This window comes from Rhizobium tibeticum, assembly GCF_900110205.1.
GTDB lineage: Bacteria > Pseudomonadota > Alphaproteobacteria > Rhizobiales > Rhizobiaceae > Rhizobium > Rhizobium tibeticum.
The window spans coordinates 188,440-208,511 of the sequence record NZ_FOCV01000007.1; the positions used below are offsets into that span (position 1 = coordinate 188,440).

Annotated in this window: 20 protein-coding genes; 13 read left to right on the top strand and 7 right to left on the bottom strand. The window is 61.1% G+C overall.

The window, feature by feature from the left end:
- The first annotated feature begins 102 nt into the window (after positions 1 to 102).
- The 13 genes from BSG20_RS10295 (at position 103) to ureG (ending at position 10,433) form a co-directional block, all read left to right on the top strand.
- Positions 103 to 1,227 (top strand): branched-chain amino acid ABC transporter substrate-binding protein, encoded by a 1,125-nt coding sequence (locus BSG20_RS10295; RefSeq protein WP_072374449.1) that lies wholly within the window; start codon positions 103 to 105, stop codon positions 1,225 to 1,227.
- A 127-nt stretch (positions 1,228 to 1,354) separates the two neighbouring features.
- Entirely contained in the window at positions 1,355 to 2,326 is a 972-nt protein-coding gene (locus tag BSG20_RS10300) for a 2-hydroxyacid dehydrogenase (protein ID WP_072374452.1), read from the top strand.
- Between the two features lie 764 nt (positions 2,327 to 3,090).
- Positions 3,091 to 3,912, top strand: coding sequence for an urease accessory protein UreD (locus BSG20_RS10310; protein WP_072374458.1), 822 nt, complete (start codon positions 3,091 to 3,093; stop codon positions 3,910 to 3,912).
- 133 nt (positions 3,913 to 4,045) lie between these two features.
- A complete protein-coding gene (locus BSG20_RS10315) occupies positions 4,046 to 4,348 on the top strand; it encodes an urease subunit gamma (RefSeq protein WP_007533656.1) in 303 nt (100 codons plus the stop codon).
- Positions 4,349 to 4,358: 10 nt separating this feature from the next.
- A complete protein-coding gene (locus tag BSG20_RS10320; RefSeq protein WP_072374460.1) occupies positions 4,359 to 4,613 on the top strand; it encodes a DUF1272 domain-containing protein in 255 nt (84 codons plus the stop codon).
- A gap of 10 nt (positions 4,614 to 4,623) precedes the next feature.
- On the top strand, positions 4,624 to 4,929 hold the full coding sequence (locus BSG20_RS10325) for an urease subunit beta (RefSeq protein ID WP_072374463.1): 306 nt from the start codon (positions 4,624 to 4,626) through the stop codon (positions 4,927 to 4,929).
- 19 nt (positions 4,930 to 4,948) lie between these two features.
- On the top strand, positions 4,949 to 5,359 hold the full coding sequence (locus BSG20_RS10330) for a lysozyme inhibitor LprI family protein (RefSeq protein WP_072374466.1): 411 nt from the start codon (positions 4,949 to 4,951) through the stop codon (positions 5,357 to 5,359).
- 16 nt (positions 5,360 to 5,375) lie between these two features.
- Positions 5,376 to 5,999, top strand: a complete 624-nt coding sequence (locus BSG20_RS10335; RefSeq protein ID WP_072374637.1) for an amidohydrolase family protein — start codon at positions 5,376 to 5,378, stop codon at positions 5,997 to 5,999.
- Between the two features lie 3 nt (positions 6,000 to 6,002).
- Positions 6,003 to 7,712, top strand: coding sequence for an urease subunit alpha (gene ureC, locus BSG20_RS10340; protein ID WP_072374469.1), 1,710 nt, complete (start codon positions 6,003 to 6,005; stop codon positions 7,710 to 7,712).
- Between the two features lie 342 nt (positions 7,713 to 8,054).
- The gene (locus BSG20_RS10345) at positions 8,055 to 8,468 is read left to right on the top strand and encodes a hypothetical protein (RefSeq protein WP_072374472.1); all 414 of its coding nucleotides are present in this window, start codon (positions 8,055 to 8,057) and stop codon (positions 8,466 to 8,468) included.
- 95 nt (positions 8,469 to 8,563) lie between these two features.
- Positions 8,564 to 9,040, top strand: a complete 477-nt coding sequence (gene ureE / locus BSG20_RS10350) for an urease accessory protein UreE (protein ID WP_072374475.1) — start codon at positions 8,564 to 8,566, stop codon at positions 9,038 to 9,040.
- 6 nt (positions 9,041 to 9,046) lie between these two features.
- On the top strand, positions 9,047 to 9,718 hold the full coding sequence (locus tag BSG20_RS10355) for an urease accessory protein UreF (protein WP_072374478.1): 672 nt from the start codon (positions 9,047 to 9,049) through the stop codon (positions 9,716 to 9,718).
- 103 nt (positions 9,719 to 9,821) lie between these two features.
- Complete coding sequence (ureG, locus tag BSG20_RS10360) at positions 9,822 to 10,433, top strand: urease accessory protein UreG (RefSeq protein ID WP_072374481.1); 612 nt, start codon at positions 9,822 to 9,824, stop codon at positions 10,431 to 10,433.
- Here the strand turns inward: ureG and BSG20_RS10365 are convergent, their stop codons facing one another.
- The 7 genes from BSG20_RS10365 to BSG20_RS10395 all read right to left on the bottom strand — a co-directional run bounded on the left by BSG20_RS10365 (position 10,434) and on the right by BSG20_RS10395 (position 20,043).
- Positions 10,434 to 11,114 (bottom strand): Crp/Fnr family transcriptional regulator, encoded by a 681-nt coding sequence (locus BSG20_RS10365; protein ID WP_072374484.1) that lies wholly within the window; start codon positions 11,112 to 11,114, stop codon positions 10,434 to 10,436.
- A gap of 143 nt (positions 11,115 to 11,257) precedes the next feature.
- Positions 11,258 to 14,551, bottom strand: a complete 3,294-nt coding sequence (locus tag BSG20_RS10370; RefSeq protein ID WP_072374487.1) for an efflux RND transporter permease subunit — start codon at positions 14,549 to 14,551, stop codon at positions 11,258 to 11,260.
- A 10-nt stretch (positions 14,552 to 14,561) separates the two neighbouring features.
- A complete protein-coding gene (locus tag BSG20_RS10375; protein ID WP_072374490.1) occupies positions 14,562 to 15,752 on the bottom strand; it encodes an efflux RND transporter periplasmic adaptor subunit in 1,191 nt (396 codons plus the stop codon).
- A gap of 387 nt (positions 15,753 to 16,139) precedes the next feature.
- A complete protein-coding gene (locus BSG20_RS10380; protein WP_072374493.1) occupies positions 16,140 to 17,111 on the bottom strand; it encodes an ABC transporter substrate-binding protein in 972 nt (323 codons plus the stop codon).
- A 56-nt stretch (positions 17,112 to 17,167) separates the two neighbouring features.
- Positions 17,168 to 18,295 (bottom strand): ABC transporter permease, encoded by a 1,128-nt coding sequence (locus BSG20_RS10385; RefSeq protein ID WP_072374496.1) that lies wholly within the window; start codon positions 18,293 to 18,295, stop codon positions 17,168 to 17,170.
- Positions 18,292 to 19,176: an ABC transporter permease gene (locus BSG20_RS10390; RefSeq protein WP_072374499.1), complete on the bottom strand. Its 885-nt coding sequence runs from the start codon at positions 19,174 to 19,176 to the stop codon at positions 18,292 to 18,294. Before BSG20_RS10390 ends, BSG20_RS10385 begins: the two co-directional genes overlap by 4 nt.
- Before the next feature lie 36 nt (positions 19,177 to 19,212).
- A complete protein-coding gene (locus tag BSG20_RS10395; RefSeq protein ID WP_072374502.1) occupies positions 19,213 to 20,043 on the bottom strand; it encodes an ABC transporter ATP-binding protein in 831 nt (276 codons plus the stop codon).
- Positions 20,044 to 20,072: the final 29 nt, after the last annotated feature.

The window sequence follows — 20,072 nt, forward strand, 5'->3', positions numbered from 1 at the left end:
GGACAGATTGCTCCCCGGAGTGGAACAAGTTTCCTGGCGCAGTAAAGTGGGTAATGCGCTGGGTAGTGGAACGGAACCCGCTAGAAAATTGGGAGTAATAGAATGAAAAAGTCTCTCCTGTCGGCTGTAGCTCTGACGGCGATGGTCGCCTTCAGCGGCAACGCATGGGCCGACATCATCGTTGGCGTTGCTGGTCCGCTGACCGGCCCGAACGCTGCATTCGGCGCTCAGCTCCAGAAGGGCGCAGAGCAGGCCGCTGCCGACATCAACGCTGCGGGCGGCATCAACGGCGAGCAGATCAAGGTCGTACTCGGCGACGACGTCTCCGACCCGAAGCAGGGCATTTCGGTTGCGAACAAGTTTGCGGCTGACGGCGTCAAGTTCGTTATCGGCCACTTCAACTCGGGCGTTTCGATCCCGGCTTCCGAAGTTTACGCTGAAAACGGCATGCTCGAAATCACCCCGGCCGCTACGAACCCGAAGTTCACCGAGCGTGGCCTCTGGAACACGTTCCGTACCTGCGGTCGTGACGACCAGCAGGGCGCAATCGCCGGCAAGTATCTTGCTGACCACTTTAAGGACGCCAAGATCGCCGTCATCCACGACAAGACGCCTTACGGCCAGGGTCTGGCTGACGAAACCAAGAAGTCTCTGAACGCTGCTGGCACGACCGAAGCCCTTTACGAAGGCATCAACGTCGGTGACAAGGACTTCTCGGCCCTGATCGCCAAGATGAAGGAAGCCGGCGTCACGATCATCTACTGGGGTGGTCTCCACACCGAAGCTGGTCTGATCATCCGTCAGGCTGCCGACCAGGGCCTGAAGGCTACGCTCGTTTCCGGTGACGGTATCGTTTCGAACGAACTGGCATCGATCGCTGGCGACGCTGTTGCCGGCACGCTGAACACCTTCGGTCCTGATCCGACGCTGAACCCGGCCAACAAGGACCTCGTTGCGAAGTTCAAGGCTGCGGGCTTCAACCCGGAAGCTTACACGCTTTACTCCTACGCCGCGTTGCAGTCGATCGCTGGTGGAGCAAAGGCTGCCGGTTCGAACGATGCTGAAGCTGTTGCTGCTGCAATGAAGGCAAAGGGCCCGTTCCCGACCGTTCTCGGCGACATGTCGTTCGACGAAAAGGGCGACCCGAAGCTTCCAGGCTACATCATGTACGAGTGGAAGAAGGGTCCGGACGGCAAGTACAGCTACTTCCCGCAGGACGCCAAGTAAGGGTTCATACCCACTTTGGTGCGGTTTCAGGAAGCCCGGTCGCGAGACCGGGCTTCTTGCGTTTGGCCTCTCGCGCTTTTTGCGCTACTGGCTAGGAAGCCAATCACAGCATCCGGAACGGTTTCTCATGTCCAAGCCACGCATTCTCGTCACGCGCCGGTGGCCGTCAGCCGTCGAGCGCATTCTTTCGGAACGGTTTGATGCAACATTCAATCTCGACGATGCGGCGATGAGCGTGGAGGCGCTGAGCAATGCGATCGGAAACTATGACGCTGTTTTGCCGACCGTCTCCGACAAGTTGCCGGCGAGCGTTTTTGACGTGGCGATGGCGCGCGCGCGCATACTCGGCAATTTTGGGGTCGGCTACAATCATATTGATATCAACGCCGCCAAGGACCGCGGTATCGTCGTGACGAACACCCCCGGTGTGCTGACCGACTGCACGGCTGATATCGCCATGCTGCTGCTTCTGACGGTCGCCCGACGCGGCGGTGAGGGCGAGCGCCAGCTGCGTGCCGGTGAGTGGGGCGGTTGGTGCCCGACGCACATGATCGGGACGAAGGTGACCGGCAAGACCGTCGGCATCATCGGCTTCGGCCGCATCGGCAAGGCGTTTGCACAGCGCTGCCATTTCGGCTTCGGGATGGAGGTGGTCTTCTACAACAGGTCGCCGGTCGATCCGGCGGAAGCGGCGCGCTACGGCACGCGGCAATTGCCGACGGTCGAGGACGTGTTGGCGCGGTCCGACTTCGTGTCCCTGCATTGCCCCGGTGGAGCAGAGAACCGGCACCTGATGAATGCTGCGCGGCTTGCCGCGATGAAGCCGGGCGCGTTCCTGATCAATACGGCTCGCGGCGATGTCGTCGACGAGGCAGCGCTGACCAATGCGTTGAAGAACGGTGTCATTCGCGGTGCCGGGCTCGACGTGTATGAGGCCGAGCCGCATGTACCGGATGCACTGAAAGCCATGAGCAACGTCGTTTTGCTGCCACATCTCGGTAGTGCAACGGAGGAAACGCGCACAGCCATGGGAATGAAGGTCGTCGACAACATCACCGCCTTCTTTGAAGGCAGATCGCCACCGGATCGCGTTGCCTGAGTTTCGCCCACGCCTGGCGAACTGCCGTCGGGCCAGAGCTTCAGCTCAAAAAGCCATTCGCCGTCTCGGTGGCCGATCAAGCGCCAGCCGGCGCGACGGTACAAATTCTCCGCTCTCGTTGCCGGATCCGTCGTCAACCAGATCCGCTCGAAGCCGGCAGATCTCAAGGGTGTGCAGGCTCGCTCAAGCAGGGCGCGTCAGATGCCACGGTTGCCGTATCGCTCATCCACGAACAGTGCTCAAATGAAGCCGTTGCGGGTGACGCCGCCGCGAAGCTTGTCATGTCGCCGTCTTCTTCCCGACAAGGACACCGGGATTGGCGATGAGCCAACGGAGATCGTCAAGTGTGACCTTGGAGGGATCGGACAGAATGTCTTCGGAAATGTTGGCCCGTATCCGATCCGGGCAATGTCGCGCCCTGTCGCTGTGCGGATCAATGCAACTTCCTCCGAACTTTTGGCGATCAGCTATGCGCGCGACAGCACCGACATGGCGACCTGCTGGTCGAGCAGTCTCTCGATTTTTAGACTAGCTCCACATCATGGATCGCGACGAGATCGTGCTGGCGGCACCGGTGTCTTACGGTTTGAGATCGTGCTGGTCCATTAGGCAAATGCCGCTTTTGCCGGCAGCGCGCCAAGGGGAGCTTGCCTTATGTTGCCAGCCGCACTCCGGCTCGGCACGGCACAGGAATTGCTTGTAATCGTTTAGAGACATCAATGAGAACGGCCGGGACAAGCGGCGACGCGCTGGAAGGGGATGGAATGACGAACGCCGCGGCAGCCACGAGACCGCAGAGGGCCGAGGGGCGCGGGCATCTGGCTGCGAAGGCACTCGACGGTCGTACGCGGCTGCGAGAGCTCTATCAGGAAGGAGCGGCGAAGATTCGCCTGCCGGATACGTTCGATTCCTCCATGGAAGCCGTCATCATCAATACGGCAGGTGGCCTGACGGGCGGCGACCGGATGAACTGGAGCATCGATGCCGGTCCCGACACGCGCATCGATGTCACCACACAGGCCTGCGAAAAAATCTATAAGGCATCGTCAGCGACGGCCGAGGTCACCACGACCATTTCCGTTGGTGCCAAGGCGCGGGTGGATTGGTTGCCGCAGGAAACCATTCTGTTCGATCGCTCGTCGCTGTTTCGCCGGCTCGACGTCGACCTTGAGGACGATTCGGAGTTCCTTGCCGTCGAGGCGATCTTGCTCGGCCGCAAGGCGATGGGGGAGGCCGTCGAAACCGGGCTTTTCCGTGACCGCTGGCGCATCCGCAAGGGGGGCAAGCTCTGCCATGCGGAGGACCTCCAGCTCATCGGCGACGTTGCCTTGCTCACCCGGGCCGATGCGGTGCTCGGCGGCAAGGTTGCCTTCGCGACGGTCCTCTATGTCGGGCCGCTCGCGGACGCCTATCTCAGCGCCGCGCGTCCCTTGCTCGAGGGACATAGGGGTGGTGCCAGCAGTTGGGCCGGCAAGCTCGTCGTGCGCCTCTCGGCGCCGGATGGCTTCGCCTTGAGAAAAATCCTGATCCCGATCATTTCGACCTTGCGCAATGGAGCGCCGGTACCGAAAGTCTGGAATCTCTAGAACCAGATGATTTCCTGTCGTTTCGACCTGAAATCTGAATCCTGTTCTAAATTAAAGAAGTAGAGCATGATGTTGTCCGAAAACCGCTTCACACTTTTCGGCATCACGCTTTGTTCAAGCAGATGGATGCACGATGAACCTCACACCGAGAGAAAAAGATAAACTGCTGATTTCGATGGCAGCGATGGTCGCGCGGCGGCGGCTGGAGCGGGGCGTTAAGCTCAACCACCCGGAGGCGATCGCGCTCATCACCGATTTTGTCGTCGAAGGAGCTCGAGACGGACGGCCCGTCGCGGAGCTGATGGAAGCCGGCGCCCATGTCATCGGTCGTCATCAGGTGATGGAAGGCATTGCCGAGATGATCCATGACGTGCAGGTCGAAGCGACGTTCCCGGATGGAACGAAGCTTGTGACGGTGCACGAACCGATCCGCTGAGGAGGCGGCAATGCTCGAACTGCGACCCAACTGCGAATGCTGCGACAAGGATCTGCCGCCCGACAGTGCCGAGGCGATGATCTGCACCTTCGAATGCACGTTCTGCGCCGATTGCGTCGCCGATGTGCTCGGTGGCGTCTGCCCGAATTGCGGCGGGGACCTCGTGCGTCGCCCGGTTCGGCCGGCCGCGATGCTCGCCAAGCACCCGGCATCGACAAAACGTGTCCTGAAGGCCGAGGGTTGTGCGCCCGTCAAGGCCGCGTGAGGAGAAAAACATGATCCCAGGAGAAATCATCGCCGCAAGCGGCGAGATCGAGCTGAACGTCGGCGCGCCGACCGTGACGCTTGACGTCGCCAACACCGGCGACCGCCCGGTGCAGGTCGGCAGCCATTATCATTTCGCGGAAACCAATGCCGGTCTCTCCTTCGACAGGGACAAAGCGCAGGGCATGCGTCTCGACATCCCGGCCGGAACGGCCGTCCGCTTCGAGCCTGGCCAGACGCGCTCGGTGACGCTGATCCCGCTCTCGGGCAAGCGCGAGGTCTACGGCTTCCGCCAGCTCGTCATGGGCAAGCTCTGACGAGAATCCGGAGGAAGAAATGCAGTGGACGATTGGCCTGCTGGCGTTGGCGGGCGGTATGGCTGCCGCTTCGGGAGCGTTTGCGCAGCAGACGGACTGCAAGAACCCGCAGACGCAGATGGAGATGACAAGCTGCGAGCAGGATCGCTACGACACGGCAGACAAGGCGCTTAACGAGCAATGGAAGAAGACGCGCGCGCAGACGGCGGACGTCGACAAAAACTTGGAAGAGAAGGACCGCGGCGCAGAGAAGGCGTTGCTTACCGCGCAGCGGGCCTGGATCTCCTACCGCGACGCCGAATGCCAGGCCGAGGGCTTTCAAGCGCGAGGCGGGTCGATGGAGCCGATGCTGGTTGCGGGCTGCCTCGCCAACCTGACGGACCAGCGCACGAAGGAGCTGAAAGAGCTCTCGGACGCATTGGGCAACTGACGTGGGACAGAGGATCATGATCGTCGGCAATGGTGACGTGAGCGAGGAGGGACGCGCGGCGATCGCCGCTGCGGGCTTTGTCGTCCGCTTCAATGAGTGCCGGTCCTATGCCGCAAGCCCTGGCCGGACAGATGCCGTTGCCGTCTGCAATACGGGCAGGCCGGGCAAGGCGATGACGGAGGCGGCAAGCTGGCGGGCGCTGCCGGGCGTGGTGGAGGCCTCCGAGATCTGGTGCGTGCGCGATCCCCAAAAATTTGCCGCCATGCGGGCGCCATTGGCCGCTTCCCATCCCGATCTCGACGATTTATGCGACGATTATACGAGTGAATTCAAAGACTTCTGCGAGGAAGCGGGCAAACGGCATGTGGTCGTTGAGAAAGTGATTCATGAAGCGGTGGAGGAGGCGCTGAGCGCGTTCCACCCCGAGCCTTACGTCGTGCCGAGCACCGGGCTTATCGCGATTGCCGAAACCTTCCGCCGCTTTCCGGATGCCGAAATCGGTCTTGCCGGCTTCGGCCATGCCGGCTGGGAGGGGCATCCCTTCGTCGCCGAAAGGCAACTCGTCGACAGCTATATCGCCAATGGCCGGCTGGTGCGCTACGCAATTGAACCGTCTCTTTCTTCCTCCCAAGGAGCCTGACATATGCCTTACAAGATTTCCCGCGCTGCTTATGCCGGCATGTTCGGTCCGACCACCGGCGACAAGGTGCGCCTTGCCGATACGGAGCTCTTTATCGAGATCGAGAAGGATTTCACGACCTACGGCGAAGAGGTGAAGTTCGGCGGCGGCAAGGTGATCCGCGACGGCATGGGGCAGAGCCAGGTGACGCGCGCCAATGGCGCAGTCGATACCGTCATCACCAATGTGGTCATCATCGACCACACCGGCATCGTGAAGGCGGATATCGGCCTCAAGGACGGCCGTATCGCGGCGATCGGCAAGGCCGGCAATCCGGATACGCAGCCTGGCGTCAACATCATCGTCGGCCCGTCGACCGAAGCCATTGCCGGCGAAGGAAAGATCATCACGGCCGGCGGCATGGATGCACATATCCACTACATCTGCCCGCAGCAGATAGAGGAGGCACTGATGTCAGGCGTCACGTGTATGCTGGGCGGCGGCACCGGCCCGGCACATGGCACGCTCGCCACGACCTGTACAGGCGCCTGGCATATCGAGCGGATGATCGAGAGCTTCGACGGTTTCCCGATGAACCTTGCGCTTGCCGGCAAGGGCAATGCCTCGTTGCCTGCTGCACTTGAGGAAATGGTACTGGCCGGCGCTTCGTCGCTGAAGCTGCATGAGGACTGGGGCACGACGCCTGCCGCGATCGACTGCTGCCTTTCGGTGGCCGACGAATACGACATTCAGGTGATGATCCATACCGACACGCTGAACGAGAGCGGCTTCGTCGAGGACACGATCGGCGCCATCAAGGGCCGCACGATTCACGCCTTCCACACCGAGGGTGCCGGCGGCGGCCATGCGCCTGACGTCATCAAGATTTGCGGCCAGTCGAACGTCATTCCGTCGTCGACCAACCCGACGCGTCCCTATACGGTCAACACCATCGCCGAGCACCTCGACATGCTGATGGTCTGCCATCACCTGTCGCCGTCAATCCCGGAAGACATCGCTTTCGCCGAAAGCCGCATCCGCAAGGAAACGATCGCCGCTGAAGACATTCTCCACGATATCGGTGCGTTCTCGATCATCTCGTCCGACAGCCAGGCGATGGGCCGCGTCGGCGAAGTGGCGATTCGCACCTGGCAGACGGCTGACAAGATGAAGCGTCAGCGCGGCCGGCTCAAGGAAGAGAAGGGCGAGAACGACAATTTCCGCGTCCGTCGGTACATTGCCAAATACACGATCAATCCGGCGATCGCCCAGGGCCTCAGCCATGAGATCGGCTCGGTCGAAGTCGGCAAGCGCGCCGACCTCGTCTTGTGGAACCCGGCTTTCTTCGGCGTCAAGCCGGAGATGGTGCTGCTCGGCGGCTCGATCGCTGCGGCACCAATGGGCGATCCGAATGCCTCGATCCCGACACCGCAGCCGATGCACTACCGACCGATGTTCGCTGCCTATGGCAAGCTGCGTACAAGTTCGTCCGTCACCTTCGTCTCGCAGGCTTCACTCGATGCCGGCCTCAAGCGACGCCTTGGCGTTGCCAAGGACCTCATCGCGGTCAAGAACACCCGCGGCGGCATCTCCAAAGCGTCGATGATCCACAACAATTTGACACCGCAGATCGAGGTGGATCCAGAAACCTATGAAGTGCGCGCCGACGGCGAATTGCTGACCTGCGAGCCGGCGACCGTGCTGCCGATGGCGCAGCGGTACTTCCTGTTCTGATTGATCCGGCGCGGCCGGTGCAGAGGCGCCGGTCGCTCCTTAGGTCGCACGTTAAGCCTAATCTCCCCTTGGTTGTTTTTTGTTGTGACGTGTTCCACCTTGGGGCGTCCTGTCCGTAATCGGACAGTCGCAGCAGCGTGGTTGGAAAAGTATTGCAAAATCAATTGCTTGAATAACAGCGCTCGCAGCGCGATTCATCATTGAAAATGTCGCGTTTTTGGGCATTTTCCCGCCGTCGATCAATTCACTAAACTCGTTCAACTCTTAACAATTCACTTAAGAACCCGGCAGCAGTTGGCCTCTAAGCAATGGGCTTGGCGATGGGCAAGAAGGTCGATTCGCATGAGAATTTCACTCCAGGCGGAGCTTGGCGATTTCCAGGATCGCCACACAATTTACGTGTTCGCTCTCAAGATGAGCTTGCTTGCCGTGACGCTGTCGTCGGTCGTGATCCTCCTCATATTGCCGCCGCTCGACTGGATGGGGGTGCTGCCCGTGCCGCTCGCCGATGGTGTGGTCTATGGCGTGGTGCTGTCGTGGCTGATTGGCGGGGCTGTTTCCAGTGTGTTGTCGCTGGTGGCGGGTCACGCGATGCACCAACTCAGCGTCTCGCGCGCACTGGCAAAGGCGCTCGGTCGAAACCGTGTCGTGCATGAGAACGAGGGACTGCATCCGGGTTGGCGCAGGCATCTGCCGGAGGAAGCTGCAGCTGCGCGCGCGATGAGCGCGGATTGTGACGAAGCCCGACTGGCCTGAAGAAAGTCGGGCAGCATACCCGTCCGGCCCCATTCCTTCTTGCATCGCGCCGGGCGATTTTGCATGGTCGCAGTCTCAAGCGAATTGGACACGTCATGCAACGCGTTACTTCCTACCTGCCTGCCGGCACGCCCTCCTCCACCCCGATCGGAAAAGTGGTTCTGCCGCACGATCTGCGGCATTTGCGGCGCAAGCTGCTCCATCTCGAAAACGGCGAGATGGTCATGCTCGACCTCAAGGAGCCGGTGCTTTTTGCAAGTGGCGATATGTTTGTTCTCGATGACGGCGAACTCATCGAGATCGTGGCGGCCGAAGAGAAGCTCTTCGAGGTCAAGGGCAGGGACCGCCTGCACCTGATCGAACTCGCATGGCACCTCGGCAATCGACATCTCGGCGCACAGATCGAGGAAGACCGCATACTCATCCTGCGGGATCATGTGATCCGCTCCATGCTCGAAGGGCTTGGTGCGACGGTCCGGGAGGTTGCCGAGCCGTTTCAGCCCGCCCGCGGTGCCTACCATTCCCACGGACACGCGCCCGGTCATGATCATGCCCATCACGCGCACGATTGAGCGAACATGACGGAGGATGGCGACCTGCAGGCCTTGCTGCGGCTGATGGCGTGGCTGTCGCCGGCCTTCCCCGTCGGCTCCTTTGCCTATTCAGGTGGCCTGGAGCGGGCCGTTCACGATCGGTTGGTCATCGACGCTCATTCGCTTGCGACGTGGGCGTTGAACCTCATCGAGCGCGGGGTTGTGTGGAACGACGCAGTCCTGCTTGCCGAGAGCCACCGCTGCCACGGGCAGCGCGACCGGCTTGGTGAACTGGCGGAGCTTGCTGAAGCACTTGCTGGCGCGCGCGAGCGTCATCAGGAGACGATGCTGCTTGGCGACGCGTTTGTCGCTGCCGCCCGTGCCTGGCCCGATGAGGTGTTCGATCGATTGCCGCAACACGTGCCATATCCTGTTGCGCTGGGCGCTGTGGCGGGTGCGCATGAGGTTGCATCGGAAAGGGCGATTGCGGCATTCCTGCATGCCTATCTCTCGCAGGCGGTTTCCGCAGGCATCCGTCTCGGCGTTGCCGGGCAGAAGGACGGTGTTGCCATCCTGGCGCGCCTTGAAGGCGATATCGCACGGATTGCGAAGCGGTCAGCCACGTCCACGCTCGACGATCTTGGAGTGGCGACCATCCAGGCCGATATCATGTCGCTGCGCCACGAGACGCAGTCGACGCGGCTCTTTCGATCGTGACCGGGATCTGGCAGGTCGCCGCCAGCCGTCACGACCTGCGTCATTTGCCGGTGGCCGCCCTCCCGGTTGCGCGCTATCATCGGCTGCTATTGGAGTTCAGAACATGAAATCAGGCAACGGGCCGCTGCGTGTGGGCATCGGCGGACCGGTCGGCTCCGGCAAAACGGCGCTGACCGCGAAGCTCTGCAAGGCGATGCGCGACGAATATTCGGTGGCGGTCGTCACCAACGACATCTATACGACCGAGGATGCCGAAGCGCTCATGCGCATGCAGGCTCTGACGTCGGATCGGATCGTTGGCGTGGAGACCGGCGGTTGCCCGCACACTGCAATCCGCGAAGATGCGACAATCAACCTGCAGGCCATCGCTGGCCTCAACGAGCGGATCCCCGATCTCGATGTCGTTTTCATCGAGTCGGGAGGCGACAATCTGGCTGCCACCTTTTCTCCTGATCTGGCTGACATCACGATCTACGTCATTTCCGTCTGCCAGGGCGAAGAAATCCCACGCAAGGGCGGCCCCGGCATTACCAAGTCGGATCTTCTTGTCATCAACAAGAAGGATCTGGCTCCCTATGTCGGCGCGGACCTGGATGTCATGGACCGCGACGCGACACGGATGCGCCAGGCACGGCCCTTCGTTTTCTCCGACATGAAGCGCGGCGATGGCGTCAGTTCCATCGTCAGCTTCCTCAAGGAACAGGGCGGCCTCTAGCTAAACCTGCCTCAGCACATTGATATCCTCGATCGCGATGGCGCGGCCGCAAACGCTTACGCCGGATGTGCGCAAGGTGGAGAAGGCACGCGACAGCGCCTCCGGCGCCAGACCCAGCTTTCGCGCCAGAAGGCTCTTTTGGAATGGCAGGCGCAAGGAGGCCCGCGTACCCTCATTGGTGCAGTGCGCCAGCAGATAATGCGCGACGCGCTGCGGGCTCGTCTGCATGCGATCGCGCGCCAGGCATTCCATGGTCGAAAGCAAATGCTGCGAAAGGCTGCGCGCGATCGCGCCGCCAATACGCGGCCGCTGGTCGAGCAACGCTTTGACCTGCGCGATGTCGAAACGGGCAAGGATCGCGTGCTCCATTGCCTGAGCGCTATAATTGTATCCTTCGCCGGCGAGCACGAGGCATTCTCCGAAGCTGTCGCCCGGCTCGCAGATACTGATATCCGCTTCGCGGTCATTCGAGCCGCGATAGAGGCGAACATAGCCATTTAGCACGCAGTAGAAGTAACGTGCCTTCTCGTGCTCACGGAAGAGAACGTCCTGCGGCTCGTAGCGCACCGCCACCGCGCAAGACAGCAGTGCATCCTGCTCATCCCGATCAAGGCTGGATGCGATCAACGCACCGCCAAGCATCGCTTGCTGCGCGCTGCTCAGTTTCAAAGCTCTGGCCATCTGTTTCTCCCTGCGGTGCGGCACGTGCCGCCCCTACCTGATACTTGGTAAGGGTAACCGGGAGACGAGGTTCAGAACTTGATCTCGATCAAACGTCAGCCAATAAAAAGCCGGGGAGTTGCCCCGGCTTTTGGTTTGCGCGGCTACTCCGCCGCGAAAGGTGGCAGGCGCACGACATTGCCTGATTTGCCGCGCTTGCCCTCAGGGGTCTCGATTGCGGTTACCCGGCCTTCGAGGGCGCCAACCGCCTGGGTGAGCTCGTCGCGGGACATGGCCAGGTCTTCCTTGTCCTTCCTGCCCACCAAACGGCCGAACATCCAGGCAAGCAAGCGCGACAGGTCGTCCATGATCAGGAAGAACGAGGGCACGACGACCAGCGAAAGTACTGTCGACACAATGATGCCGCCGATCACCGCGATTGCCATCGGCGCACGGAAAGAACCGCCTTCGCCAACGCCGAGCGCTGACGGCAGCATTCCTGCCGACATCGCGATCGAGGTCATGATGATCGGGCGGGCGCGCTTGCGGCCTGCTTCGACCATGGCTTCCACGCGCTCCATGCCGCGATGACGCATCTCGATGGCGAAGTCGACGAGCAGGATCGCGTTCTTGGTGACGATACCCATCAGCATCAGGATGCCGATCATGACAGGCATCGAGAGCGGGTTCTGGGTGACGAGCAAGCCGACTGCCACGCCGCCGATCGCAAGCGGCAGCGAGAACAGGATGGTGAAAGGCTGGATCACGTCCTTGAACAGGAGGATCAGCACCGTCAGCACCAGCATCAGGCCCATCAACATGGCGTTGACGAAGCTCTGCTGCATTTCCGTCTGCACCTTCGTGTCGCCGCTTTCGGCCAGTTGAACCGTCGGAGGAACCTTGGCCTCGTTGACGATCTGCCGGAACCGGGCGGATGCCGTGTCGAGTGCCACGCCCTGCGGCAGGTCGGACCCGATCGAGACGACGCGGTAGCGGTTGTTGCGCTTGATCGAGCTGACGCCTTCCGAATAGTCGATGTCGGCGACGGTGGAGAGCGGCACGGTGCCGCCGCTCGCCGTCTGCATCTTCAGCGCCCGCAAGGCGGCAAGATCGCGGCGCATATTAAGCGACGCCTGTACGCGGATCGGGATCTGGCGATCGTCCAGGTTGATCTTGGCGAGGGCTGCATCAATGTCACCGATGGTGGCGACGCGGATGGTCTCGGAAATCTGCTGCGGGGTGATGCCGAGACGGGCAGCCTGGTCCTTGCGTGGACGGACCTGAAGTTCAGGACGGGGCAGGGCGCCCTCGGCGCTGACGTTCGCCAAAAGCGGGTCGGCTCGCAGCTTTGATTCCAGGATACCCACAGCGTCGTTCAGGTCCTTCTCGTTCTTCGAGAGGAAGTTGAACGAAAGGTCACGCTCGCCGCGATCGTTGAGTTTCAGGATGCGCACGTCAGGGATATGGCGGAGTTTGGAAAAGACCTCCTTCTCGATATCCCACTGCGGCCGAACGCGGCCCTTTGGCTCCACCTTGGGCAGGTGCGGTCCGATGACCGGCAGCGCCCCAAGGAAGTCGTCGACCAGCTTCTTCGAAAGCCTCTGGTCGAGCTTATGGAGCGTCAGCGTGACGGTCGCGCGGCGCAGTTCGAGGTCGCCCTTCGGCGAAGCGCCGCCGAGCACGAAGACGCTTTCAACGCCATCGATATCCTTCACGTCCTTGTAGATCGCATTCGTCGTCGCTTCGGTATCGTCGAGCGTCGCGTTCGGCGGCAGCTCTACGGATAGGACGATGCGCGATGCATCTTCCGGCGGAAGGAAGCTGCCGGGCACCTGCGCAAGCAACATGACGGAGCCGACGAGGAAGGCGATTGCCGCAATCAGCGTCGCATAGCGGGTCCACCACAGCCGGGTCGTGGCGCGCACGAGGCGCGTGTAGCCGCGGAAGAAGCGACCATCATTGTCGTGATGGTCTTCGATACCGTCTTCCGCACGCATTAGGTATGCAGCCATCATCGGCGTGATGAGGCGTGCCACCATGAGCGAGAAGAAGACGGAGAAGGCGACCGTGAGACCAAACTGAATGAAGTACTGGCCTGGGATGCCGGGCATAAACGACACCGGCACGAACACGGCAATGATCGTGAAGGTCGTTGCGATGACCGCGAGGCCGATTTCGTCGGCGGCCTCGATTGCGGCGCGATAGGGGGTCTTGCCCATCTTGATATGACGGGCAATGTTCTCGATTTCGACGATCGCATCGTCAACGAGAATACCTGTCGCAAGCGTCAGGGCCAGGAAGCTGACGAGGTTCAGCGAGAAGCCCATCAGGTCCATGATCCAGAACGTCGGGATCGCCGACAGCGGCAATGCGACTGCCGAAATCAACGTTGCACGCCAGTTCCGGAGGAACAGGAAGACGACGATGATCGCAAGCACCGCGCCTTCGATCAGCGTATCGATGGCCGCTTCATAATTGCCGTAGGTGAAGTAGACGGAGTCGCTGATCAGCTCGATGCCGACGTTGGGGTTTTCGGCGCGCACCTTCTCGAGGCTCTTGGCCACGGTTTCCGCGACGGTGACTTCGCTGGCGCCCTTCGATCGAAACACGCCGAAGGTGACGACAGGCGTATCATCGAAGCGCGAGAAGGACTTTGGCTCCTGATAGGTGTCCTTGATGGCGCCGAGGTCAGACAGTTTGACGAAACGACCGTTCGGCAGCGCGATCGTCGTGTTAGCGAGCTCGGCGACATTTCGGGCATCGCCGAGCACGCGGATCGCCTGTTCGCTACCTGCCACCTGGCCGCGGCCGGAGCCGAGATCGACGTTCGTACCGCGCAGCTGTTGGTTCACGCTCGCGGCGGTGATGCCGTGGGCGTTCAGCTTGTCGGGATTGAGCTCGATGCGCACTTCGCGGTCCGCGCCGCCGTAGCGGTCAACGCGGCCGATGCCCGCCTGCCCCTGCAGGGCGCGTTTGACGGTATCATCGACGAACCAGGAGAGTTCTTCGAGCGTCATATCAGGCGACGAGACGGCAAAGGTCTGGATCGCCTGGCCTTCGACGTCGATCTTCGAGACGATTGGTTCCTCGACATTGGCCGGCAGGTCGCTGCGGATGCGGTCGATCGCGTCCTTGGTGTCCTGAACGGCCTGTTCGGTCGGAATTTCCATACGGAACATGACGACCGTCTGCGACTGGCCGTCTGTCACCGTCGACTGGATCTCATCGATCCCGGTTATGCTGGCAACGGCGTCCTCGATCTCCTTCGTCACCTGCATCTCGAGCTCGGCGGGCGAAGCGCCGCTCTGCGTCACGACGATGGAAACGAGCGGAACGTCGATATTCGGGAAACGCGTGATCGGCAGCTTGTTGAACGACTGGATGCCGACGAAAAGCAGCAGTGCAAACGCCAGAAGCGATGCGACTGGATTTCGGATAGACCAGGCTGAAAAGTTCATCGGCCGTCTCTCAGTTGGAAACCGGTGGCTGTTCACGAACCGGCGTGATGCGGTCGCCGTCACGGACATAGGCGCCCGCCTTGGCTACGACCTCGTCGCCGGCTTTCAATCCCTTGATGATCTCGACATAGGCGCCGTCCTGGATGCCGGTTTCGACCTTGGCAAACTTGACGACGCTGTTCTCGACTTTGCGGGCCGAGGATCCCTCGTTGCCCGACAGCACGGCTGAGACCGGGAGCGCCACGTTTTCGGTGGTGCGCACGACTATGTCAGCGCTGCCGTACATGCCCGAGCGTGCCTTGCTGGAGTCATCGATCAAAATATGGACCAAACCGAGGCGTGTGAGCGGATCGACGGTTGGCGAAACCAGGCGTACGGAGCCGGTCACCTTCTCGCGACTACCGGAGAGCGAGAGAGTGGCCTTCTGGCCGGGCTGGACCTTGACGATGTCGCCCTCACCCACTTCCGCTACGAGCTCGATCTTGTCGTCGCGAATGATCGTGAAGAGCGGATCACCGCTCGCGAGTGCAATCGCGCCGATCTTGGCGTTCTTGGCTGCGACGGTACCGCCGACCGGCGTCTTGACGTCGGTGCGCGCCAGCTTCAGATCGGCATCCGCGATCTGGCTCTCAGTCACCTTGATCTCGGCGACGGCGACCTGGATCGCCTGCTTTGCGGAATCGACACGGGCATTGGCCGAAGCCGCTGCGGCATCCGCCTGCTCGACCGTCGCCGTGGAAACCGTGCCCTTCTTGCCCATTTCCTGGGCGCGTGCCTGCTGTTGGCGCGCCTGCTCTGCATTGGCCTGCGCTTCGATCAACTGAGCGCGAAGCTGCGCAAGGCTCGCTTCGTTTTTGGCCTTCGTGGCCTGCATCTGGCTCTTCTGTAGGATGAGTGCGTCCTCGTTCAGGGTCGCCAGCGTGCTCTCGGCTTGAACCCTGTCGCCAACATCGGCATTCAACGTGCGGACCGACAATCCCTCGACTTGAGGCTGAATGTAAACTTCCTCGACAGGCTTTACCGTACCGGTCGCAACAACGCGGTCGACGAGGGTGCGGGTGGATGCCTTCGTCACCACGATTGCCGGCAGGTTCTGCTGCGGCTTTGCGACCGGCTGTTCCTGGGCAAATGCTGCCGAAGCAACAGCTGCCGCAATCAGCAGAGTCGAGGCGCGAAGTATGTTAACAGGCGTGCGTGCCATGCGTCGTCATCCAGTTTGCTCGGTCAGACTCGCGCCTTGTCATCAGCTCGCGATTGGCCGGTTCCCGTATTGGTGTTCTCAGAAGTATTTCCGCATCCTTTGCCGGTTCTTACTTAAGAAGTCCCTCGTCCGGCAAATTCGGTTTGTACGTGGTAGCGATTTGCCCATCGCGCAAGCCCGGCGGAAAATAATTCCTCATTTGAACACAATAATTACCATTGCGATGCAGATCAATCACTGAGCGGTTATGCAAGCATTCCGATAGTTGATCGCCCATCGCCTCCATATGACGCGCGAGCCATGGCCGATGCGACATGGAACGCGAAGTTTTTCGTCAAAAAGCAAAACGCGCGGAAGCCCCGCGCGTTTCGTCGTTTCAGCCGCTGACTACTTGGAAGCAGCGTCCGTGACGTCGTGCATCCAGGCGCCCGTCGGTTCCTTGTTGATGATCTTCTGGTCGAGGAGGGCCTTGGCCGTGCGATCGTAGAGTGTCGTGTCGAGCTTGCCGGTGCCGTCGCCGATCAGCTTGGCAACTTCGCCCATCATGCGCTTCTGGTGGTTTTCGTCCTGGCCGCCGGCATCGACGACGATTCCTGCTGCTTCGTCAGGATTTTCGGTTGCGTATTTCCATCCCTTCATCGAAGCCCTGACGAACTTGACCATCTTTTCCTTGAAGGCCGGGTCCTTCAGCTTGTCTTCAGACGCGTAGAGACCGTCTTCGAGCAGGTCGTTGCCCATGGCGGTGTAGTTGAACACAGTCAGTTCTTCGGGCTTGAAGCCGGCATCGATTGCCTGCCAGTATTCATTGTAGGTCATGACGGAGATGCAATCGGCCTGCTTCTGCAACAGCGGCTGTACGTCGAAGCTCTGCTTCAGCACGGTTACGCCATCGGCACCGCCTTGCGTCTTCAGGCCGAGCTTGCTCATCCAAGCGAAGAACGGATATTCGTTGCCGAAGAACCAGACGCCCAGCGTATGGCCCTTGAAATCGGCTTCGGTCTTGATCGGGCCATCCTTGCGGCAAATCAGTTCCATGCCGGATTTCTGGAAGGGCTGGGCGATGTTGACCAGCGGAACGCCCTTTTCGCGGGCAACTAGCGCGCCGCCCATCCAGTCGACGATGACGTCAGCACCGCCGCCGGCGATCACCTGTTCCGGCGCGATATCAGGGCCGCCCGGCTTGATGGTAACGTCGAGGCCTTCTTCCTCGTAGTAGCCCTTGTCCTTGGCGACGTAGTAACCGGCGAACTGCGACTGCGTCACCCACTTGAGTTGCAGCGTCACCTTGTCGGCAGCCATCGCCTGGGCTGCTGCGAGCGACATTGCGCTCGCCATCATCGCAACAATCAGTTTTTTCATTTTCTTTTTCCCTCTGAAGTTATGCCCCAATCCCATTGGCGGGAATAAAGCGACGCCTAGCCACCACGGATAGACGGATGCCAGAAAGTCACCGCCCTTTCGGCGAGGGCGACGACGCCATAGAAGATCGAGCCGACCAGCGCCGCAACGGCGATCTCGGCCCAGACCATGTCGACATTCATGCGGCCGATCTCGGTGGAGATGCGGAAGCCCATGCCGACGATCGGCGTACCGAAGAACTCCGCAACGATGGCACCGATGAGCGCCAGCGTCGAGTTGATCTTCAATGCATTGAAAATGAAGGGCATCGCCGCCGGAAGCCGGAGCTTCAGCAGCGTCTGCCAGTAGTTCGAGGCGTAGGTCTGCATCAGGTCGCGTTCCATCGGACCGGATGCGGCGAGGCCGGCGACCGTGTTCACCAGCATCGGGAAGAAGGTCATGATGATGACGACGGCCGCCTTCGACTGCCAGTCGAAGCCGAACCACATCACCATGATCGGCGCCACGCCGATGATCGGCAGCGCCGACACCATGTTGCCGATCGGCAGCAGGCCGCGGCGCAGGAAGGCGACGCGATCGGCAAGGACGGCGACGGCAAAGCCTGCGCCACAGCCGATGACGTAGCCGGCGAACACTGCCTTGAAGATCGTCTGACGCACGTCGTCGGCCAGAATCGGCAGAGAGCCGGCGATCCTGACGCCGATGGCGCTCGGCGGCGGCAGGAGCACGAAGGGGATGCCGGCGCCACGCGTCAGCGCTTCCCAGAGGATCAGGATCCAGGCGCCGAAGATTGCCGGAATCAGCAGCCGCAGGAAGGAGCGGCCAAAATTCGAGGCCGGCTTCATCTCCGAAAGCTCGGTCACGCAGCGCCAGGCCAGCAGCCAGCAGGCGGCCATCAAAAGGAAGAGGGACTTGGTCGCCAGCCCCTCGTTGCCGGTCACGCTTGAAAGCAGCACCCAGGCGGCCCAATGCGCACCGATCAGCAAAGCGCCGGCAACGTAAAGCTTCGGCAAGGGCGCGAAGGAAACGAAGGCGAGGGCGACGATCAGGGCGATCGTCAGCCCAACGGTCGCCGACGAAACCGGCTCAGGCGCGCCTGCGCCCATGATCGGCAGCGTCACGAGCGCAATGGCGGCCAGCACCAGGACAACAACGCCCTGCCATGAGAAGGTCATCTGTTTCATGCCGGCCTCCCGCCCATCGAACGATCGACGATCTTCGCGACGAGGCCGACAATGGCGACTAGGCTTGCTGCCAGCACCGAGCCTGCCACAAGCGCCGCCCAGATATCGATTGTCTGGCTGTAGTAGGAGCCTGCGAGCAGCTTCGAACCGATGCCGGCGACGGCGCCGGTCGGAAGCTCGCCGACAATGGCACCGACAAGGCTTGCGGCGATCGCGACCTTCATCGAGGTGAAGAGGAACGGCACGGAGGCGGGAGCACGCAGCTTCCAGAAGGTCTGCGCGGCTGTGGCGTTATAGGTCCGCATCAGATCGAGGAACATCACCTCCGGCGAGCGCAGCCCCTTCACCATGCCGACGGTGACCGGGAAGAAGGAAAGGTAGGTCGAGATCAGCGCCTTCGGCACGAGGCCGGTAATGTTGACCGCGCCGAGGACGACGATCACCATCGGAGCGATCGCCAGGATGGGCACGGTCTGCGAGGCGATGATCCACGGCATGAGGCTGCGGTCGAGCGTCTTGATGTGAACGATTCCGACGGCGATCACGATGCCGAGCAGTGTGCCGAAGCCGAAGCCCAGCAGCGTCGACGAGAGCGTCACCCAGCTATGGTAGACCAGGCTGCGGTTGCTCGAAAGTTTGCGCAGGAAGGTATTCTCGAAGACGTTCTGCGCCACCTGATGCGGTGCCGGCAGCAGCGGCTTGGGCTGCGACAGCGTCTTTTCGACGAATTCCACCGTTCCCGGCGTCTGATTGGCGCGCTGATCCATGTCGCGCTGGAAGGAGGCATTCATCAGCACTGCCGCGACGTACCAGATCGCGATCAATGCCAACAGGATTGTGAGGACGGGGACGATCCGATCCTTAAGCGTATCTGGCCTCATGAGCGCCCCCGTGCACCGGTTTTAACTCCCAATGCCTTAGTGCTCATAGCTGTGCCCCGATCTCAGGCCCTCGCGCACGCGATGGGCGATTTCAAGGAACTCGGGCGACTCGCGAATATCCAGCGGCCGCTCCTTGGGAAGCGGCGAGTCGATGACGTCGGTGACGCGACCGGGGCGAGGGGACATCACGACAATCTTGGTTGAGAGATAGACCGCTTCTGGGATCGAATGGGTGACGAAGCAGATGGTTTTGTTGGTGCGCGCCCAGAGCTTCAGAAGCTCCTCGTTCAGGTGGTCGCGAACGATTTCGTCGAGCGCGCCGAAGGGTTCGTCCATCAGGAGCAGGTCGGCATCGAAGGCGAGCGCGCGGGCGATGGAGGCCCGTTGCTGCATGCCGCCGGAAAGCTGCCAGGGGAATTTCTTCTCGAAACCGGAAAGGTTCACGAGGTCAAGCGCATCGGCTATGCGCTTTTTCTGGTCGGCTGAGGCATAGCCCATAATTTCGAGCGGCAGGGCGATGTTGTTTTCGATGGTGCGCCAGGGGTAGAGCGCCGGTGCCTGGAAGACATAGCCGTAGGCGCGGGCCTTGCGCGCTTCCTCCGGCGTCATGCCGTTGACGGTGATTTCACCCGATGTTTTTCTTTCGAGATCAGCAATCACGCGCAGGAAAGTGGTCTTTCCGCAACCGGACGGGCCGATGAAGGAGACGAAGTCGCCCTTGCGCACGTCGAGATTGACGTTCGTCAGCGCATGCACGGGAGCATCGCTGGCATCGTAGGTCAGACAGAGGTCCTTGGCGGATACGACGGAGGCAGCTTGCGTCAATGATTGTGTATCCTGTTTTCCCCGCGCTTCTGCGGTTTGCATGATAGTATGAGTAGCGGTTTTCATTGTTC

Bases quoted from the DNA above. Each gene is read 5' to 3' on its own strand.
- BSG20_RS10295 (WP_072374449.1), top strand. From the start codon at position 103: ATGAAAAAGTCTCTCCTGTCGGCTGTAGCTCTGACGGCGATGGTCGCC.
- BSG20_RS10300 (WP_072374452.1), top strand. From the start codon at position 1,355: ATGTCCAAGCCACGCATTCTCGTCACGCGCCGGTGGCCGTCAGCCGTC.
- BSG20_RS10310 (WP_072374458.1), top strand. From the start codon at position 3,091: ATGACGAACGCCGCGGCAGCCACGAGACCGCAGAGGGCCGAGGGGCGC.
- BSG20_RS10315 (WP_007533656.1), top strand. From the start codon at position 4,046: ATGAACCTCACACCGAGAGAAAAAGATAAACTGCTGATTTCGATGGCA.
- BSG20_RS10320 (WP_072374460.1), top strand. From the start codon at position 4,359: ATGCTCGAACTGCGACCCAACTGCGAATGCTGCGACAAGGATCTGCCG.
- BSG20_RS10325 (WP_072374463.1), top strand. From the start codon at position 4,624: ATGATCCCAGGAGAAATCATCGCCGCAAGCGGCGAGATCGAGCTGAAC.
- BSG20_RS10330 (WP_072374466.1), top strand. From the start codon at position 4,949: ATGCAGTGGACGATTGGCCTGCTGGCGTTGGCGGGCGGTATGGCTGCC.
- BSG20_RS10335 (WP_072374637.1), top strand. From the start codon at position 5,376: ATGATCGTCGGCAATGGTGACGTGAGCGAGGAGGGACGCGCGGCGATC.
- ureC (WP_072374469.1), top strand. From the start codon at position 6,003: ATGCCTTACAAGATTTCCCGCGCTGCTTATGCCGGCATGTTCGGTCCG.
- BSG20_RS10345 (WP_072374472.1), top strand. From the start codon at position 8,055: ATGAGAATTTCACTCCAGGCGGAGCTTGGCGATTTCCAGGATCGCCAC.
- ureE (WP_072374475.1), top strand. From the start codon at position 8,564: ATGCAACGCGTTACTTCCTACCTGCCTGCCGGCACGCCCTCCTCCACC.
- BSG20_RS10355 (WP_072374478.1), top strand. From the start codon at position 9,047: ATGACGGAGGATGGCGACCTGCAGGCCTTGCTGCGGCTGATGGCGTGG.
- ureG (WP_072374481.1), top strand. From the start codon at position 9,822: ATGAAATCAGGCAACGGGCCGCTGCGTGTGGGCATCGGCGGACCGGTC.
- BSG20_RS10365 (WP_072374484.1), bottom strand. From the start codon at position 11,114: ATGGCCAGAGCTTTGAAACTGAGCAGCGCGCAGCAAGCGATGCTTGGC.
- BSG20_RS10370 (WP_072374487.1), bottom strand. From the start codon at position 14,551: ATGAACTTTTCAGCCTGGTCTATCCGAAATCCAGTCGCATCGCTTCTG.
- BSG20_RS10375 (WP_072374490.1), bottom strand. From the start codon at position 15,752: ATGGCACGCACGCCTGTTAACATACTTCGCGCCTCGACTCTGCTGATT.
- BSG20_RS10380 (WP_072374493.1), bottom strand. From the start codon at position 17,111: ATGAAAAAACTGATTGTTGCGATGATGGCGAGCGCAATGTCGCTCGCA.
- BSG20_RS10385 (WP_072374496.1), bottom strand. From the start codon at position 18,295: ATGAAACAGATGACCTTCTCATGGCAGGGCGTTGTTGTCCTGGTGCTG.
- BSG20_RS10390 (WP_072374499.1), bottom strand. From the start codon at position 19,176: ATGAGGCCAGATACGCTTAAGGATCGGATCGTCCCCGTCCTCACAATC.
- BSG20_RS10395 (WP_072374502.1), bottom strand. From the start codon at position 20,043: ATGCAAACCGCAGAAGCGCGGGGAAAACAGGATACACAATCATTGACG.